The following is a 16,655-nucleotide window of genomic DNA, read 5'->3' on the forward strand; positions in this document are numbered from 1 at the left end:
GTATGCCCTTTGCCCAGTCTGAGCAAACATCCGCGCGAAAAAAGTCGTTGTGTCGTAACGGATTCGCCCCTGTCGGATGATCCGACAGGGGCGAAAACGGCCAGGTACGGGGTACTGCAGGGCTAAGAAACCACTGGCAGGAAGGGCAGTCGACGCTCTTCGTACGAGGTAATCGCGTCCTCGTGGCGCAGCGTCAGTCCAATGTCGTCCAACCCCTCCATCAGCCGCCAACGGCTGAAATCGTCGAGAGGAAAGGACCAAGTGCTGTCATCGGCCCGTACTTCCCGCGCCGTCAGGTCCACCGTGACCTGCGCGGTCGGGTCGTTCTCGACGAGATCCCACAGCGCTTCCACAGCTTTGAGTTCGAGCTCGACCGGCAGCAGACCCTCCTTCAAGGCGTTGCCGCGGAAGATGTCGCCGAAGCGAGGTGAGATGACCGCCTTGAAACCGTAGTCACGCAACGCCCACACGGCGTGCTCGCGCGACGACCCAGTGCCGAACTCGGGGCCGGCCAGCAGGATCGAGGCGCCCGCGAAGGCGGGGTTGTTGAGCACGAAGGCGGGATCCTCGCGCCACGCGCTGAACAGCCCGTCCTCGAAGCCCGTGCGGGTCACGCGCTTGAGGTAGACGGCCGGGATGATCTGGTCGGTATCCACGTTGGACCGGCGCAGCGGGAGCGCGGTGCCGGAGTGAACGGTGAACTTTTCCATGAACTACTCACGCCCTAGTTCAGGTCGGCGGGCGCGGCGAGGCGGCCCACGACGGCGGTTGCGGCGGCGACCGGGGGCGAGACGAGGTGGGTACGACCACCGCGCCCCTGCCGGCCCTCGAAGTTGCGGTTGGAGGTGGACGCCGAGCGCTCACCGGGCTTGAGCGTGTCGGGGTTCATGCCGAGGCACATGGAGCAGCCGGCGAACCGCCACTCGGCACCCGCGTCGGTGAAGACCTTGTCCAGCCCCTCGTGCTCGGCCGCTTCGCGCACGGCGGCGGAGCCGGGCACCACGAGCATGCGCACGCCGTCGGCCACCTTGTGACCGCGCAGCACCTCGGCGGCGGCGCGCAGGTCCTCCAGACGTCCGTTGGTGCACGAGCCGACGAAGACCACGTCGACGGCGACGTCGCGAAGGCGCGTGCCCGGCTCGAGCGCCATGTACTCCAGGGCGCGGCGGGCGGCCGAACGCTCGACCTCCTCGACGAACTCCTCCGGGTCCGGCACGGCGCCGTTGAGCGCGATGCCCTGCCCCGGGTTGGTGCCCCACGTGACGAACGGGCTGATCTGCGAGGCGTCCAGCACCACCTCGGTGTCGAACGTGGCGCCTTCGTCGGTCGTGAGGCTCTGCCAGTGCTCGACGGCCGCGTCCCACGCCTCACCCTGCGGCGCGTTGGGGCGCCCCTTCAGGTAAGCGAACGTGGTCTCGTCCGGAGCGATCATGCCGGCCTTGGCGCCCCACTCGATCGACATGTTGCAAATCGTCATGCGCCCTTCCATGGAAAGCGCGCGGATGGCTTCGCCGCGGTACTCCACGATGTGGCCGCGCCCGCCGCCGGTGCCCACCTTGGCGATCAACGCCAGCACAAGGTCCTTGGCCGTGACGCCGGGGCCGAGCGCCCCTTCGACGGTCACCGCCATCGTCTTCGGCCGCGCCTGCGGCAGCGTCTGCGTGGCGAGCACGTGCTCGACCTCACTCGTGCCTATGCCGAACGCGAGCGCGCCGAACGCGCCGTGCGTCGCGGTGTGCGAGTCGCCACAGACGATCGTGAGACCGGGCTGGGTGAGACCGAGTTGCGGGCCGATCACGTGAACGATGCCCTGCTGCGCGTCGCCCAGCGGGTGCAGCTTCACGCCGAACTCGGCGCAGTTGCGGCGCAGCGTCTCAATCTGCGTGCGCGACGTGGTGTCGGCGATCGTCAGAAGATCGCCGCGACGGTTGTTGAAGGACGGATCCGCGTACCCGGTCGGAGTGTTGTGGTCCTCGGTCGCGAGCGTCAGGTCCGTGCGCCGGACGGAACGTCCGGCCATCCGCAGGCCGTCGAATGCCTGCGGGCTGGTCACTTCGTGGAGCAAGTGAAGGTCGATGAACAGCAGATCCGGCTCACCCTCGGCGGATCGCACCACATGGGCGTCCCACACCTTCTCGGCGAGGGTCCTTGGTTTCTGCGTGTCTCCCACCATCTGGACATCCTAAATTCTGGGAGGTATGTTTCGGCTTGTGGGACACAGTATGAGCGGTGTCGGCGTTCTCGACAAGGCGGTGGTCATCCTGGCCGCATGTGTCGACGGCGCCAGCTTGGCCGAACTCGTCGAGCGCACCAAGCTGCCCCGGGCCACCGCGCACCGGCTTGCGCAAGCACTGGAAATCCACCGGATGCTGGTGCGTGACACCCAGGGACGGTGGCGCCCCGGGCCGCGTCTGGGCGAGCTGGCCAACGCCGCGCCCGACGTCCTGCTGACCGCCGCCGAGCCACTTCTGGCCGCGCTGCGCGACGCGACCGGCGAGAGCGCACAGCTTTACCTGCGCCGCGCGGACGAGCGCATCTGCGTGGGCGCCGCCGAGCGCGCGAGTGGCCTGCGCGACACCGTGCCGGTGGGCGCGGTGCTCCCGATGACGGCGGGCTCGGCCGCACAGGTGCTGCTCGCCTGGGAGCCGCCCGAGGCTGTGATGCCACTGTTGCCGCGGTGCAAGTTCACCGGCCGGACGCTGGCCGAGGTGCGCCGCCGCGGCTGGGCGCAGAGCGTGGCCGAGCGCGAGGCCGGCGTGGCAAGCGTTTCCGCCCCGATCCGCGACCGCACGGGCCGCGTCATCGCCGCGATCAGCGTCTCCGGCCCGATAGAGCGCCTCGGCCGCCGCCCCGGCGACCGCCACGCGATGGCCGTCGTGCGCGCCGGCCAGCGCCTGAGCGGCCTCTGAGGATCCTTCGAGCGGCTTTACCCCCGTCCGCGTCACCTGCGGACCGCACGCTCCCGCGGGCCACGCGGAGGTCGGCGGCTCGCCAGGGCTCGCCGAGATCCCCGACCTCCGCTGCCGACTCCGCGCGACAAGCCCAACCCGGGATCGGCGCCAGACCCACGCGCCGGCCAGCCACAACCGGCCCACCACAAGGGCATCACCCTGCCCGCTCGCCGAAAGCACACCGTGGCAACGCCACACCGGCCAACCACAGCGCATCACCGCGCCCGTCTGCCGGAAGGCACGCCAGGGCAACGCCACGCCGGGCAACCGCCGAGCAGCGCGATGAACCCGGCGGTGGAGCGGGCGATGACGTTGGCGATGCCGCGTCCTGGACCCGGCGGGGGCTGCCCGTGGTGGACCGACAGGGCATCACCGCGCCCGCCCGCCGAGAAGCACACCATGGCAATGCCGTCCGGCTGGCCACAGGAGCATCACCGCGCCCGACCGCCGGAAAGCACGCCGCGGCAACGCCACGCCGGCCCGCAAAAGGGCATCACCCTGCCGCCGCCGGAAGCACGCCGTGGCAACTCCACGCCGGCCAGCCGCAGGGCATCGCCGAGCGCCTGACCGTCGGAAGGCCCGCCGTGGCAAGGCCGTCCGGCCAGCCACGGGGCATCACTGCGGCCGCGCCGCGATCACACCGCGGCAACGCCACGCCGGCCGACCACAGGGGCATCACCGCGCGTGCCCGTCGGAGGCGCACCGTGGCAATGCCGTGCGGTCGGCCACCGGGGCGTCGCCGTGGCTGCCCGCCGGAAAGCACGCCGTGGTAACGCGGCGCCGGCCGGCCACAGCGCATCACCGTGGCTGCCCGCTGGAAGGCGCGCCGTGGCAAGGCCGTCCGGGCTCGCCAGCCGCCCCGAGATGGCCTCCGGCGACTTGGTTGGCCTAGCTTTGGCTGTGTCGCTGCTCTTCCTCGACGGCGTGGGCGCTTCGCCGGTCGCGACGCGACGTTCGGCGACGGCACAAGGCTCTCGCTGATCGGCCGGGCGGTGGCCGCCATCCGGTCAGCCGATGTGCCGCTGACCCGCGGCCGCACTGCGCTGTCGGGGTTGTCCTTGTCGCGCGGAGCCGGCAGCGGAGGTCGGGGATCTCGGCGAGCGCCAAGCTCGCCGCCGACCGGAGCGGTGCCCGCGGGAGCATGCGGTCCGCAGGTGACGCGGACGCGGGCAAATCCTGGCTCTGAAAACGATCGAGGCCCGCACCTGTGTGCGGGCCTCGCCAGATGTAGCCCCGACCGGATTCGAACCGGCGCTACCGCCTTGAGAGGGCGGCGTCCTAGGCCGCTAGACGACGGGGCCAGGACTTTCTTTGCTCCGCTGCCCTATCGGACAACGGTGCTGAACTCTACCAGAGGGCCAGCACCGGCGTCCTCACGGACAACGGCTGCTGGGGTACCAGGACTCGAACCTAGACTAACTGAACCAGAATCAGTTGGGCTGCCAATTACCCCATACCCATTGGCACGTGCCCATCGGGCCGTACCGGAGGGGAACTCTACCCGACTGGACGGCTCCCACCCAAATCGACCCGCGCGGTCAGTCGAGCCCCACGACGGGGTTGGCCAGGTCACCGATGCCCTCGACCCGCACCATCACCGTGTCGCCGGCCGTGATGGGACTCACGCCCGCGGGCGTGCCGGTGAGGATCACGTCGCCGGGCAGGAGGGTCATGACGTGTGACACGTAGGAGACCAGGGTGGGCACGTCGAAGACCATGTCCTTGGTGCGGCCCAGCTGGCGGACCTCCTCGTTGACCTCGCAGCGCACCTCGAGGTCGCTCACGTCGAGGCCGGTGCTGATCCACGGGCCGAGCGGGCAAAACGAGTCGAAGCCCTTCGCGCGCGTGAACTGCACGTCGGCTTTCTGCAGGTCGCGGGCGGTGACGTCGTTGGCGCAGGTGTACCCGAAGATCGCCCGCTCGGCCGCCGCCCGGTCGGCGCGCCGCGCGCCCGGCGGGCCGATGACCACCGCGAGCTCGGCCTCGTGCTCGACCTGCTTGGACTGGGGTGGCAGCCGGATTGCGTCGCGCGGCCCGATCACCGACGTGGAGGGCTTGAGGAAGAGCAGCGGCTCTTTCGGCACCTCGTTGCCCAGCTCGGCCGCGTGATCGGCGTAGTTGCGCCCGACGCACACCACCTTGCTCGGCAGGATCGGCGACAGCAGCCGCACGTCGGCGAGCGCCCAGCGCTGGGTGGTGAACGAGATCTGCCCGAACGGGTGGCCCTCGATCTCGGCGACCGTCAGCCCGTCGGGGTCGCCCTCCACGACGCCGAAGGACATCCCACCGGCATGAACGAAACGAGCGATACGCACAACCGCCAACCTACCCTGGACCGGTGCAGGTCCTGGACGCCACCGAGTGGCAAGCGCGCCGCGCGGCGCACGAGGCGCGCGTGGACGCGTGGCTGGCGCCACACCTCGCCCGCCGCCGGGCCGGCGTCAAGCACCCGGTCGAGGACTTCCTGTTCACGTACTACTCGTTTCGCCCCGCCCAGCTGCGCCGCTGGCACCCGGGCGCCGGCGTGGTCCTCGAAGGCGGCGAGCCAGACCGCGACTACATCACGGCCGGCACAGGCGTCACCCTCGACCCCACGATCGCCAAGCGCCGGTCGGTCGAGTGGATCAGGACGCTGATCGAGCGGACGGCGAGTCGGCCGCCCAACTACGGGTGCTTCGGGATGCACGAGTGGGCGATGGTCTACCGCACCGAGGGGGTACGCCACGGGCAGGTGCCACTGCGCCTCTCCCCCGACGAGACGGCGCGCGTGGTGGACGAAAACCGGGTGCGGTGCAGCCACTTCGACGCGTTCCGCTTCTTCACGCCCGCCGCCCGCCCGCTCAACCTCATCCAGCCGAGCCGCGAGTCACAGCACGACAACGAGCAGCCGGGCTGCCTGCACGCCAACATGGATCTCTACAAGTGGGCGTACAAGCTGTCGCCGCTCGTGGAGAGCGAACTCGTCGCGGACGCCTTCGCGCTGGCCCGCGACATCCGGGCGCTGGACATGCGCGCCAGCCCTTATGACCTGGCCGCCCTCGGCTACGAGCCGGTGCGGGTGGAGACCGCCGAGGGGCGGCAGGAGTACGCGCGAGCTCAGCGTGCCTTCGCCGACCGCGCGGCACCACTGCGCGCCCGCCTCATTGCTGCCCTCGATCGTCTCGACGACTCTTCTTGATCGCGGAGCGGCGCCGCTTGTCGTCCAGGCGCCGCTGCTTGGCCGCGCGGCTCGGCTTGGTGGGACGCCGCGGCGGCGGTGGCGGCGCAATCGCCGCACGCAGCAGCTCGGCCAGCCGCTCCCGCGCCGCCTCCCGGTTGGCAAGCTGCGCCCGGTGCTCACTCGCCGCGATCGTGAGCACCCCGTCGACGAGCCGCCCGGCCAGCCGCGCCAGGGCACGCGCACGCAGGTCGGCCGGGATCGCGGGCGAGCCGGCCACGTCGAACGACAGCTCCACCCGGCTGTCCGTCGTGTTGACGCCCTGCCCGCCCGGCCCGGACGAGCGGGAGAAGCGCTCGCGGAGCTCACCGCCGGGGATGAGGAGGCGGTCGCTCACGCGCAGGTCGTTCATCCCCCTAGTAAAGCGCCCGGTCGGCATGTGCGTGAGGCGTGGACGCCGATCGAGGAACACGCCGCGCCGTCGCTTGCGCGCTTCACGTTCAGCGCCGACTAACCTGACCCCTGCCGCTGGTCGCACCCGCTCGGGGTCGCCCCCACATCGAACATGGCCTGAGCAGCGCCTATGGGCGATTTGTGCCGCCCAACCATTCGGAGTAGCCGGCATTAGAGCAGGGGCAGGCGCGGAGTTCGGAGCGCTATTCCACGCAGCTGATAGAGATGCGACAACGAGAAGCAGCGCCACACCTCCCAACGAGCGCGAGTGTGTCCACAGTGCAGCACTGCCACGCGGCCGTCCCTGCGTATCGACTCGGCGCAAGCAGCTCCGAATTCCCTGCGCGCAGGGCCAGGCCGCGGGCGCTGGCCACCGGGAGCGGCGTTGCGCTAGTTGAGGGCGTTCACGGCGCGGGCGATGACCAGGACCACGATGAGGAACGACATGCACGCCTGCACCGTCATCGCCAGCTTTGCCCACCGAGCCAGCGGCATCGTGTCCGTCGGGCTGAAGGCGGTGGAGTTGGTGAAGGCGAGGTACAGGTAGTCGACGTAGAGCGGCCGCCACTCGCTGTGGGTGAGGTCGGGCGTGGTCATCTGCGGGAAGAGGAACTCCGGCTGGATTTTGCGCGCGTTGGCCCTGGCGGCGGGGCCGCCGCGGTCGGTCAGCCAGTACCAGATGGAGAAGACGATCACGTTGGTGAGCCAGATGACGGCGCCGCTGAGCAGCACGTTGCCGGGGTCTTCGTCCTCGCCGCGGACCAGCACCAGCACGAGGCGGCCGGTGGACCAGAGCAGCGCCACGGTGGCCACGCAGACCAGCGCGACCCCCAGCATCCGCAGCACGGCCGACTCGCGGTCGATCCGGAACGGGTTGACGACCAGCACGCCGAGCAGCAGCGCGACCTCGACGGCCGGCAGCAGCCACTTCGGGTCGAACGCCAGGTCCTGTGGGGTCAGAAACTGCAGGAGGATGGCGAAGGCGATGGCCAGCGCGACCGGCCAGCGATGCTCTCCCTGGTGGGGCCGCTTCCAGGCCGGGGGCTGATCACTCACGCGTCCATTGTGTACGCGATGACCGATTGACAACCCTGTTACGGCTTTCTATCGTGACCGGAAAGCGCTTTCCAGCCAGGGGCGCCTCTCCCCACGTCACGAGGGTCTGCCACCTCGCCTTCCCGCACGAAAGGCAGACCCCGCATGCCTCGAGCCACCGTGCTCCGGCCCGCCATCGCCGCCGTGCTCGTCGCGGCCGGCCTCACCGCCGTCACGCCCGCCGCCCCGGCCATGGCCGCCGACACCGCGCCCATCGGCTTCGCCGCCGTCAACGCCCTCGGCCAGAACGGCACCACCGGCGGCGCCGGCGGCCCCACCGTCACGGCCACCACCACGGCGCAGTTCCTCGACTACATCGCCCGCCCCGGCCCGTACGTCATCCAGATCACCGGCTCGATCACGCTGCCCACCGGCAACAGCGACGGCATGCACAACGTGACCTCGGACAAGACCATCATCGGCGTGGGTGCGAACGCCCGCCTCGTCGGCGGCGGCCTCAACATCGGCGTACCGGTCGACGACGACGTGACGAGCCCGCCTGCCAACGCCGTGCACAACGTGATCATCCGGAACGTGCACATCACCGGCGCGACCGACGACCTGATCAACGTGCAGATGTACAGCCACCACGTGTGGATCGACCACAGCACGTTCTCGAACGGCGACGACGGCGCGATCGACATCAAGCGCGGCTCGGACTACATCACCGTCTCGTGGAACCACTTCTTCGACCACGACAAGACGCTGCTGGTCGGCCACGACGACGACAACGCCGCACAGGACCGCGGGCGGCTGCGCGTGACGTACCACCACAACTTCTTCGACGGCTCGGACCAGCGCAACCCGCGCGTGCGCTTCTCCCCGCTCGTGCACGTCTACAACAACTACTACGACGACAACAGCTACGGCATCGCGTCGACAATGGACTCCGGCGTCTGGGCCGAAGGCAACTACTTCTACAGCGTCAACAACCCCGGACGCGTCGACTTCAGCGGCGACCTCGGCCGCATGTTCCAGCGGGACAACATCCTCGTCGCCTGCAACCACGCCATCGAGGTACGCGGCACCGTGACCGACCCGCGCACCTATTACCCGTACACGGCGGGTCCCGCCTCCACGGTCCCCACGGTCGTCCCGGCCGGCGCCGGCGTCGGAAAGATCTGAGGTGCCCGCCATGAAGCGCATCATCGTCCCGGCCGCGGCGGCCGTTCTCGCCGTAGCCGCCGTCACCTTCACCGCCGGCGGCGCGCAGGCGGCGACGCTGTTCAGCGACAACTTCGAAGACGGCAACAGCAGCGGCTGGACCACGAGCGGCGGTACCTGGGCGGTCGCCGCTGACGGCTCGCAGCTGTTGCGGCAGTCCGGCACCAGCAGCGACGCCCGCGCGCGGGCCGGGCAGGCGAGCTGGACCGACTACACGGTCACGGCAAAGGTGAAGCCGACCGCGTTCAGCGGCAGCAACCGCTTCGCCGCCGTGCTCGCCCGCGCGCAGTCGGCCACCAGCTACTACTACGTGGCGCTGCGCTCCAACAACACCGTCGAGCTCAAGAAGCTCGTCAACGGCACCGCCACCACGCTCGCCTCGGGCTCGCTGACGGTCTCGGCCGGCACCACCTACACGGTCAGCCTCCAGGTGGCCGGCTCGACCCTGCGCTCCACGGTCAACGGCAGCGCCGCGCTGAGCGCCACGGACACGGCGTTCGCGGCCGGCGGGGTCGGCGTCGCCACCTTCTATACGGCGGCCAACTTCGACGACGTCTCCGTGGACACGGCCGCGACGCCGACCACCCCGCCGCCGAGCAGCGCCAACCCGACCACGCCGCCCCGACCACGCCGCCCCGACGACTCCTCCGCCGGCGCCGGGCGGCGGGCCGATCGGGTTCGCCTCGCTGAACGCGCTCGGGCAGAACGGCGTGACCGGCGGCGCCGGCGGGCGCACGGTCACAGCGACGAACGCGACGGAGTTCCTGGACTACATCGACAGCACGGAAACGCTGATCATCCGGGTGGCCGGGCAGATCAACATCACGAGCAAGCAAGGGGTACGGCCGAACAAGACGATCATCGGCGTCGGCACCTCGGGCCACATCAACGGCGGCGGGCTGGACTTCTACCGCTCGTACAACGTGATCGTGCGGAACCTCCGCTTCACCAACGCCGAGGACGACGCGGTAAACGTCGGGCAGGAGTCGCACCACATCTGGATCGACCACAACTCCTTCTCCGGCGCGGTCGACGGCTCGATCGACATCGTGCGCGGCGCCGACTACGTGACCGTGTCGTGGAACCACTTCGACCACTCCGACAAGAGCATGCTGATCAGCCACTCGGACGGGGCGGCCTCCACCGACATCGGCCACCTGAAGGTGACCATCCACCACAACTTCTTCGACAACAGCCGGCAGCGCCACCCGCGCATCCGCTTCGGCGAGCCGGTGCACGTGTTCAACAACTACTTCCTGAACAACGAGCTCTACGGCGTCGCCTCGGTACAGCAGGCCGGCGCGGTGGTGGAGAACAACTACTTCGAGAACGTGCCGTTCCCGTGCTTCTCCGCCAGCGGGTACGCCGACAGCGGGCCGGGACGGCTCGTGCACCGGGGCAACACGTTCGTCAACTCGGGCACCTGTGAGGCGGCCGGTTCGGTCGTGGAGCCGCGCACCTACTACTCGTACACGATGGACAGCGCCGCCAGCGTCCCCGGCCTCGTGCGGGCCGGCGCCGGCTACGGCAAGGTCAGTTGATCCGGAGGTGAGCGCAGGGGCGACACCGACGGCGCGGGAGCGTCGTCGGTGCGGTCCCGGGCCGGCAGCCACAGCACGAACGTGCTGCCGGCCCCGAGCGTCGAGAAGACCGACACGTGACCGCCGTGCGACTCGGTGATCTGCCGCACGATGGCGAGGCCGAGTCCGGTACGGCGGTCACGGGACGGATGCGCGCCGCGCCAGAAGCGGTCGAAGACGCGCGGCTGGTCGTCGTCGGAGATCCCCGGCCCCTCGTCGGCGATGGCCAGCCACAGCCACCCGCTCTCCTGCCCCGTCCCCACGGCCACCGTGCCGCCCTCGGGTGACAGGCGCACCGCGTTCGACAGAAGGTTGCCGGCGGCCCGGCGCAGCGCGTCGTGGTCGCCGATGAGCATCAGGTCGCCGCGCACGTCGTACCGGATATGGACGTTGCGGTCCGCGGCGATGGCCGCGAAGTCCTCCCCCGCCTCGCGCGCGACGGCGCCGAGGTCCACGTCGCTGTCGGCGAGCGCGACCGCGTTGCGCCGCGCGGTGGCCAGCAGGTCCTCGACGAGCCGCGACATGCGCGTGGTGGCCCGGTCGATGACCGCGACCGCCCGCTGCTTCTCCGGCTCGGTGGCGTCCGGCGCGTCCATCAGCGAGGCGTCCAGGTTGGCGCGGATCACCGCGAGCGGGCTGCGCAGCTCGTGCGAGGCGTCGTCGATGAGCTGCCGCTGCGCGCGGAACGCCTCGTCCAGCCGGTCGAGCATCGAGTCGATCGTTTCGCCGAGGTCGCGCAGCTCGTCCCGCGGGCCGCTGAGCCGGATGCGGCGGGACAGGTCGGTGGCCTGGATCTCCCGCGCGGTGCGCGCGATCGCCCCCACCGGCCGCAGCGCCCGGCCGGACAGCACCCACCCGATGCCCAGGCTGGCGACGAAGAGGCCGCCGAGCGCGATCGCCGAGTAGTTGCGCAGCGTCTCCAGCGTGCTGAAGTTGACCGCCGACTCGATCTCGTCCACCTCGGCGACCGTCATCGTGCCGGTGAACTGGCCGTACTTGTAGGTCTTCGCCTCGTACGACTGGGTGATCGGCTTGGGGTCGGTGGTGCGCTCGACCGCCACGTACGTCACCGCGAGCCCGCCGCCGGCGAGCGCGAACAGCAGCGTGGAGTAGAGCACCGTGAGCCGGAAGCGAATCGTGCGGACAAAACGCATTACGACTCCTTCAACCGGTAGCCGCGACCCACCACGGTCTCGATGGCGTCACCGCCGAGCTTGCGGCGCAGCGTGCCCACCGTCACCCGCACGGTCTGGGTGAACGGGTCGGCGTTTTCGTCCCACACGTGCTCGAGCAGTTCCTCGGCCGGGACGACATGTCCCGGGCGGGTCATCAGGTACTCCAGCACCCCGAACTCCTTGGGCGTAAGGTGCAGCGCCTCGCCGGCCACGCTCGCCTCGTGCCGGGCCACGTCGAGGCGGATGCCACCCACCTCCAGCACGGCGGTGCCGCCGCCGGTGTCGCGGCGCAGCAGCGCGCGCACGCGGGCGAGCAGCTCCGCCAGCGCGAACGGCTTCACCAGGTAGTCGTCGGCCCCCTCGTCCAGCCCGCGCACCCGGTCGTGCAGCGCGCCGCGCGCGGTGAGCATCAGCACCCGCAGGTCCGCGCCGCCCTCGACGGGCACCTCGCCGCGCCGAATCGCGTGGCACACGCCGAACCCGTCGGCGTCGGGCAGGTTGATGTCGAGCAGCATCAGGTCGTACGCGTTGACGGCCAAACGGTCGTACGCCTGCGCCGCGTCGCCGGCCACGTCCACCGCGTAACCGGCGCGGACCAGGCCGAGGCGCACGGCCTCGGCCAGGTCTTCTTCGTCTTCCACCACGAGCAGGCGCATGGCTGAACGCTATCCGCCGCCGGCGATGATGCGCTCAGCCGCCTGCTGGGCCTGCTCGATCGGGATGGCGAAGCCGATACCGATGTTGCCGCTGCCCTCCAGAGTGGCGATCGCGGTGTTCACGCCGACCACCTCGCCGCGGGCGTTCACCAGCGGGCCGCCGGAGTTGCCCGGGTTGATCGAGGCGTCGGTCTGTATCGCGTTGCGCCGGGCACCCGAGCTGCCGAGGCGGACCTGGCGGTCGAGCGCGCTCACGATCCCCGCGGTGACCGTGCCGGAGAGCCCGAGCGGCGAGCCGACGGCAAGCACCGGCTCGCCGACCCGGGTGCTGCCGGGCTGCGCCAGCGCGAGAGGGCGCAGCCCGGACGACGGATCCACCCGCAGTACCGCGATGTCGCTTCCCGGGTCGCGGCCGACCACCTCGGCCGGCAGCCGCCGGCCGTCCGGGCCGACCACGGTCACCGAGCCGCCACCCTCGACCACGTGGTTGTTGGTGATGATGTGGCCCTGGTCGTCGACCGCGAAACCGGAGCCGCCCGAGCTGCCCACCCGGACCTGCACGACGCCGGCGAGCGCGGTCGCGGCCGCGCCGACCAGGTCACCCGGCACGCCACCGGCGGCGGGCGGCGGTGCGCTCGTGGCCGGCCCGGGTGCGGGCGGCGTCGCCGAGGCCGTGGTTGCCTCGTCGTCGTCCGCCACCACGCCGCCGGCGATCGCGCCCGACGCCGCGGATACCGCCACCACGGCGAGGCCGGCAAGCAGCATGCGCGGCCACCGCGCCGGGTCACCCTTCGCGGCCGCACCACCGGGTACGCCGGGGCGCGGCTGGCCCCAAGCATCGAGCTCCGGAGAGATGAAGCCCGGCCCGCGCGGTTCTCCGAGTCCTCGTAGGTCAGTCATGGCCACCCTCCACTAAGGAATTCTCGAGAACCAGAACATCGAGGCGGCCGCCGCCATCAGCGCGAGCACCAGCCCGACGCCGATGAAGCGGGCCGAGACGTCCTGCCGCTCGGTGGTGAACCCGACCGAGCTGCCGATGTCCTCGTACACCGCGCGGAGCTCGTCCGAGCTGCCGGCCTGGTGGTACGTGCCGCCGGTGCCCTGCGCCACGGCTTCGAGCGTCTCGCCGTCCACCGGCACGCTCATGCTCCGGCCGGGGCCCTCGATGGCGCCGGACTCCGTACCGAAGGCGATCGTGTCCACCGGCACCCCGGCCGAGGTTGCCGCCTGCGACGCCTCGTCCGGGTCGCGCCCGGCGGTGTTGGCGCCGTCGGAGAGCACGACGACCCGCGCCGGTGGCGGCTCCTCGGCGGCCTCCGCGTCCAGCGACTGGATCGAGCCCAGCGCCGCGTAGATCGCCTCGCCGATCGCCGTACCCTGCTCGCCCGCGCTCCCCTCCTCCAGCCGCTCGATGCCGTTGTACATGGCCTCCCGATCGGTCACCGGCGCCACGAACACGGACGCGTTGCCGGCGAAGCCGACCAGCCCGACGTTGAACTCCTCGGGCAGCCCTTCGACGAAGTCGCGCGCCGCGGTCTTGGCCGAGGTCAGGCGATCCGGCGCCACGTCGGTGGCCAACATGGACAGTGACACGTCCACCGCCACGATGACCGTGGCCCGCTCGCGCGGCACCCGCACGTCGTCGGTCGGTCGGGCGAACCCGACCACCAGCAGCGCCATCATCGCCAGGAACAGCGTCGCCGCGACGTGCCGCCGCCAGCCCGGGCGCTTGGGCGCGACCCGGTCGAGCAGGCGCAGGTTGGTGAAGCGCACCGCGTACCTGCTGCGGCGACGCTGCAGCACCAGGTAAAGCGCGGCTATGGCTGCTACGCCGACGAGCAGCCAGAGCCGCACCGGACTCTCGAAACTCATACCCGTCCTCGCTTCGCTGCGGGCGGGCGTGAGCCACTTGACACGCTGTGCCCAATGGTTCGCTCGCTTCGCTCCCTCACGCTGAACCCCTCTTCGGTGTTGCCGCCATCGCGAGGCGGCGCTGGGCGTACACGTGGCGCACGATGTCGGCCACCCAGTCCCGGTCCGTCCGAAGTGGAAGGTGTGCCGCACCGGCCCGGCGCAGGGCCCGCCGCACGGTTTCCCGCTGGACGGCGGCCGCCGCCGCGTACCGCTCCCGCAGCCGCCGGTCGCCTGTGGACACTTCGCGCCGCCGCCCGCTCTCCGGGTCGACGAGCGTGATGAGCCCGACGTCGGGCAGCTCCAGCTCGCGCGGGTCGGTCACCTCGACGGCCAGCACCTGGTGCCGTACCGCCACGCGGCGCAGCTCCTCTTCCCACTCCGGCCGGGCCTCGGGGTCGTCCGACTCCGGCAGGCCGTCCAGGAAGTCCGAGACCACGACCACAAGACCCCGCCGCAGCGCCGACCGCCGCAGGCCAGCGATCGCCTCGGCCAGCGCGGGTGGCTGGACTCCTTCACCCACACGGGGTACGGCGAGCAGCGTGCGCAGCAGGCCGAGCAGGTGGATGCGACCTGTGCGGGCCGGGTAGCGCCGGATCGACTCCACGCCGAGCAGGTGCGCGCCGAGCCGGTTGCCTGAGCCAGCGGTCAGGAAGCCGACCGCCGCGGTCGCCGCCACGGCCAGCTCCCGCTTCTCGATCTCCGCCGTGCCGAAGTCCATGCTCGGCGTGGCGTCCGCGAGCAGCCAGGTGGTCAGCTCGCGGTCCGCCTCGACCTCGCGGACGTGCGGCACCGTCGTACGCGCGGTGACCGCCCAGTCCATGCGGCGCACCTCGTCCTCGCCCGGCCGGTACTCCCGGCTGCCGGCCAGCTCGCTGCCCGCTCCGGGGAGCAGGCCGAGGTACTGGCCGTGCAGCAGCCCGTCGAGCCGCCGGGTGATGGTGAGCTCCAGCCGCCGCAGCCGCCGTTCCGGGGCAAGGTCGTGGATGGACGCGTACCCCTCGTTCATGCCGCTGCTTTTTCGGCTTGATGGGGTGCGATCTGCGGCGGTGGCACGGCCTCGACAAGCCGGCGCACCACGGTGTCCGCGCCCACGCCGTCGGCGACCGCGTCGAACGACAGCACCAGCCGGTGCGAAAGCACGTCCACCGCCAGGTCGGTGATGTCCGCCGGCAGCACGTAGTCGCGCCCGCGCAGCAGCGCCAGCGCCCGCGAGGCGGCGACAAGCCCGAGCGTGGCGCGCGGGCTCGCGCCGTACGCCAGCCGCGACCTCACGTCTCCCGCGCCGAACCGCTCCGGCTGCCGCGTGGAGACGACGAGCCGCACGATGTACTCGGCGAGCGCGTGGTGCACGAACACACCCCGCGCCAGCTCCTGCAGCGCCCGAAGTCGCACCGGGTCGAGCACGGTGCGCGGTTCCGGCCGCTTCGTGCCCATCCGGTAGAGGATGCCGAGTTCCTCCTCGTCGGTCGGGTAGTCGACCACGACCTTCATCAGGAAGCGGTCGCGCTGTGCCTCCGGCAGCTGGTAGACGCCCTCGGACTCGATCGGGTTCTGGGTCGCGAGGACCAGGAACGGATCGGGTACCGGGTACGACCGCCCGCCGATCGAGACCTGGCGCTCGGCCATCGCCTCCAGAAGCGCGGACTGCACCTTGGCGGGCGCCCGGTTGATCTCGTCGGCGAGGACGAGGTTGGCCATCACCGGCCCCAGCTCCACGTCGAAGGTCTCCTTCGACGACCGGTAGATCCTGGTCCCGACGATGTCCGACGGCACCAGGTCCGGCGTGAACTGGATCCGGCTGAAGCTCCCGCCCACCGCGGTCGCCAGCGTCTGCGCGGCGAGCGTCTTCGCCACGCCGGGCACGCCTTCGAGCAGGCAGTGCCCTTCCGCCAGCAGCGCGGTCAGCAGCCGCTCAACCAGCCGGTCCTGCCCGACGATCACCCGCTTGACCTCGAACAGCGCCTGTTCGAGCTGCACGTGCGGCGGCGTCGCCTCCAGGTCGGCGAGGGTAAGCGCGTTCTCGGTCACAGGTTCTCCTGCGCCGGCGCGCCACCGTCGCTGCCGCCGTTCTTCTCGGGGCAGTCCTCGGCCGACCCGCCGACCCCTGCACCGCCCTGCTCGATCTTGACCGTCGTGCCCGCGCCACCGGTGTCGTCGGCGGCGTACGCCACCCCACCGGCCACCGCGACCGCGGCGACCGCACCGGCGAAGCTCAGGCCCACGATTGTCTTGATCCGCATTGATCCGTTCCCTCCGTCGAACCTCGCCGTAGAAAGCCGGCGCTTCCGTACGGGCGCCCGTGTTCCGTCAGCTGGGGGCAGCACCACGGGCGCCCGCATATGCCCCATGTCATCAGGGACGGCCGAAAGACAGCCGAAGACGGCGAAGGAACTCCTCAGGAATCCAACAGATCGCGCAGCTGCGCGCGGCGGGGGCCGGAGACGCATCCGGCGCCTCACCCTCCAGGGAGCGATCAGGTCACCCTCGCCACGCTCTCGCCGCCTCCACCT

Annotated in this window: 16 protein-coding genes and 2 tRNA genes; 4 read left to right on the plus strand and 14 right to left on the minus strand. The window is 71.0% G+C overall.

Annotated elements, in window-relative coordinates; translation table 11 throughout:
• Nucleotides 1-122: 122 nt before the first annotated feature.
• Both leuD and leuC read right to left on the minus strand, forming a co-directional pair.
• A complete protein-coding gene (gene leuD, locus Phou_RS11335; RefSeq protein ID WP_173056031.1) occupies nt 123-710 on the minus strand; it encodes a 3-isopropylmalate dehydratase small subunit in 588 nt (195 codons plus the stop codon).
• Between the two features lie 14 nt (nt 711-724).
• Nucleotides 725-2,173: a 3-isopropylmalate dehydratase large subunit gene (gene leuC, locus Phou_RS11340; RefSeq protein WP_173056032.1), complete on the minus strand. Its 1,449-nt coding sequence runs from the start codon at nt 2,171-2,173 to the stop codon at nt 725-727.
• A 49-nt stretch (nt 2,174-2,222) separates the two neighbouring features.
• On the opposite strand from leuC, the gene Phou_RS11345 reads away from it, so the two are divergent.
• Complete coding sequence (locus tag Phou_RS11345) at nt 2,223-2,909, plus strand: IclR family transcriptional regulator (RefSeq protein WP_173056033.1); 687 nt, start codon at nt 2,223-2,225, stop codon at nt 2,907-2,909.
• Nucleotides 2,910-4,179: 1,270 nt separating this feature from the next.
• Here the strand turns inward: Phou_RS11345 and Phou_RS11350 are convergent.
• From Phou_RS11350 to Phou_RS11360, 3 genes are all read right to left on the minus strand, one after another.
• A tRNA-Glu gene (locus Phou_RS11350) sits at nt 4,180-4,252 on the minus strand.
• Nucleotides 4,253-4,343: 91 nt separating this feature from the next.
• Nucleotides 4,344-4,412: transfer RNA gene (locus tag Phou_RS11355), tRNA-Gln, on the minus strand.
• Nucleotides 4,413-4,489: 77 nt separating this feature from the next.
• Complete coding sequence (locus Phou_RS11360; protein WP_173056034.1) at nt 4,490-5,266, minus strand: fumarylacetoacetate hydrolase family protein; 777 nt, start codon at nt 5,264-5,266, stop codon at nt 4,490-4,492.
• Between the two features lie 23 nt (nt 5,267-5,289).
• Here Phou_RS11360 and Phou_RS11365 point away from each other — a divergent pair, with 23 nt between their 5' ends.
• Nucleotides 5,290-6,129, plus strand: coding sequence for a 3-methyladenine DNA glycosylase (locus tag Phou_RS11365; RefSeq protein WP_173056035.1), 840 nt, complete (start codon nt 5,290-5,292; stop codon nt 6,127-6,129).
• Here the strand turns inward: Phou_RS11365 and arfB are convergent.
• Complete coding sequence (gene arfB / locus Phou_RS11370; protein WP_173056036.1) at nt 6,092-6,520, minus strand: alternative ribosome rescue aminoacyl-tRNA hydrolase ArfB; 429 nt, start codon at nt 6,518-6,520, stop codon at nt 6,092-6,094. The two genes, Phou_RS11365 and arfB, sit on opposite strands and share 38 nt — an antisense overlap.
• 431 nt (nt 6,521-6,951) lie before the next feature.
• On the minus strand, nt 6,952-7,617 hold the full coding sequence (locus Phou_RS11375; RefSeq protein ID WP_173056037.1) for a DUF1345 domain-containing protein: 666 nt from the start codon (nt 7,615-7,617) through the stop codon (nt 6,952-6,954).
• Nucleotides 7,618-7,761: 144 nt separating this feature from the next.
• Between Phou_RS11375 and Phou_RS11380 the strand changes: the two genes are divergently transcribed.
• Nucleotides 7,762-8,781, plus strand: coding sequence for a pectate lyase family protein (locus Phou_RS11380; RefSeq protein WP_173056038.1), 1,020 nt, complete (start codon nt 7,762-7,764; stop codon nt 8,779-8,781).
• Nucleotides 8,782-9,530: 749 nt separating this feature from the next.
• Nucleotides 9,531-10,361, plus strand: coding sequence for a pectate lyase family protein (locus tag Phou_RS11385; RefSeq protein WP_246273489.1), 831 nt, complete (start codon nt 9,531-9,533; stop codon nt 10,359-10,361).
• On the opposite strand, the gene Phou_RS11390 is transcribed toward Phou_RS11385, so the two are convergent.
• The 7 genes from Phou_RS11390 to Phou_RS11420 all read right to left on the minus strand — a co-directional run bounded on the left by Phou_RS11390 (nt 10,343) and on the right by Phou_RS11420 (nt 16,385).
• Nucleotides 10,343-11,554, minus strand: coding sequence for a sensor histidine kinase (locus Phou_RS11390; RefSeq protein ID WP_173056039.1), 1,212 nt, complete (start codon nt 11,552-11,554; stop codon nt 10,343-10,345). The two genes, Phou_RS11385 and Phou_RS11390, sit on opposite strands and share 19 nt — an antisense overlap.
• Nucleotides 11,554-12,231, minus strand: a complete 678-nt coding sequence (locus Phou_RS11395) for a response regulator transcription factor (RefSeq protein ID WP_173056040.1) — start codon at nt 12,229-12,231, stop codon at nt 11,554-11,556. Before Phou_RS11395 ends, Phou_RS11390 begins: the two co-directional genes overlap by 1 nt.
• Before the next feature lie 9 nt (nt 12,232-12,240).
• Nucleotides 12,241-13,131, minus strand: coding sequence for a S1C family serine protease (locus Phou_RS11400; protein WP_173056041.1), 891 nt, complete (start codon nt 13,129-13,131; stop codon nt 12,241-12,243).
• Between the two features lie 12 nt (nt 13,132-13,143).
• A complete protein-coding gene (locus Phou_RS11405; RefSeq protein WP_173056042.1) occupies nt 13,144-14,103 on the minus strand; it encodes a VWA domain-containing protein in 960 nt (319 codons plus the stop codon).
• Between the two features lie 76 nt (nt 14,104-14,179).
• The gene (locus Phou_RS11410) at nt 14,180-15,151 is read right to left on the minus strand and encodes a DUF58 domain-containing protein (RefSeq protein WP_173056043.1); all 972 of its coding nucleotides are present in this window, start codon (nt 15,149-15,151) and stop codon (nt 14,180-14,182) included.
• Nucleotides 15,148-16,173: an AAA family ATPase gene (locus tag Phou_RS11415; protein WP_173056044.1), complete on the minus strand. Its 1,026-nt coding sequence runs from the start codon at nt 16,171-16,173 to the stop codon at nt 15,148-15,150. The genes Phou_RS11410 and Phou_RS11415 overlap by 4 nt, the downstream gene beginning before the upstream one ends.
• Entirely contained in the window at nt 16,170-16,385 is a 216-nt protein-coding gene (locus Phou_RS11420) for a hypothetical protein (protein ID WP_173056045.1), read from the minus strand. Before Phou_RS11420 ends, Phou_RS11415 begins: the two co-directional genes overlap by 4 nt.
• Nucleotides 16,386-16,655 lie beyond the last annotated feature (270 nt).

Origin of the sequence: Phytohabitans houttuyneae, from assembly GCF_011764425.1 — a bacterium.
Taxonomy (GTDB): domain Bacteria; phylum Actinomycetota; class Actinomycetes; order Mycobacteriales; family Micromonosporaceae; genus Phytohabitans; species Phytohabitans houttuyneae.

Bases quoted from the DNA above. Each gene is read 5' to 3' on its own strand.
- leuD (WP_173056031.1), bottom strand. From the start codon at position 710: ATGGAAAAGTTCACCGTTCACTCCGGCACCGCGCTCCCGCTGCGCCGG.
- leuC (WP_173056032.1), bottom strand. From the start codon at position 2,173: ATGGTGGGAGACACGCAGAAACCAAGGACCCTCGCCGAGAAGGTGTGG.
- Phou_RS11345 (WP_173056033.1), top strand. From the start codon at position 2,223: ATGAGCGGTGTCGGCGTTCTCGACAAGGCGGTGGTCATCCTGGCCGCA.
- arfB (WP_173056036.1), bottom strand. From the start codon at position 6,520: ATGAACGACCTGCGCGTGAGCGACCGCCTCCTCATCCCCGGCGGTGAG.
- Phou_RS11380 (WP_173056038.1), top strand. From the start codon at position 7,762: ATGCCTCGAGCCACCGTGCTCCGGCCCGCCATCGCCGCCGTGCTCGTC.
- Phou_RS11390 (WP_173056039.1), bottom strand. From the start codon at position 11,554: ATGCGTTTTGTCCGCACGATTCGCTTCCGGCTCACGGTGCTCTACTCC.
- Phou_RS11395 (WP_173056040.1), bottom strand. From the start codon at position 12,231: ATGCGCCTGCTCGTGGTGGAAGACGAAGAAGACCTGGCCGAGGCCGTG.
- Phou_RS11400 (WP_173056041.1), bottom strand. From the start codon at position 13,131: ATGACTGACCTACGAGGACTCGGAGAACCGCGCGGGCCGGGCTTCATC.
- Phou_RS11405 (WP_173056042.1), bottom strand. From the start codon at position 14,103: ATGAGTTTCGAGAGTCCGGTGCGGCTCTGGCTGCTCGTCGGCGTAGCA.
- Phou_RS11410 (WP_173056043.1), bottom strand. From the start codon at position 15,151: ATGAACGAGGGGTACGCGTCCATCCACGACCTTGCCCCGGAACGGCGG.
- Phou_RS11420 (WP_173056045.1), bottom strand. From the start codon at position 16,385: ATGCGGATCAAGACAATCGTGGGCCTGAGCTTCGCCGGTGCGGTCGCC.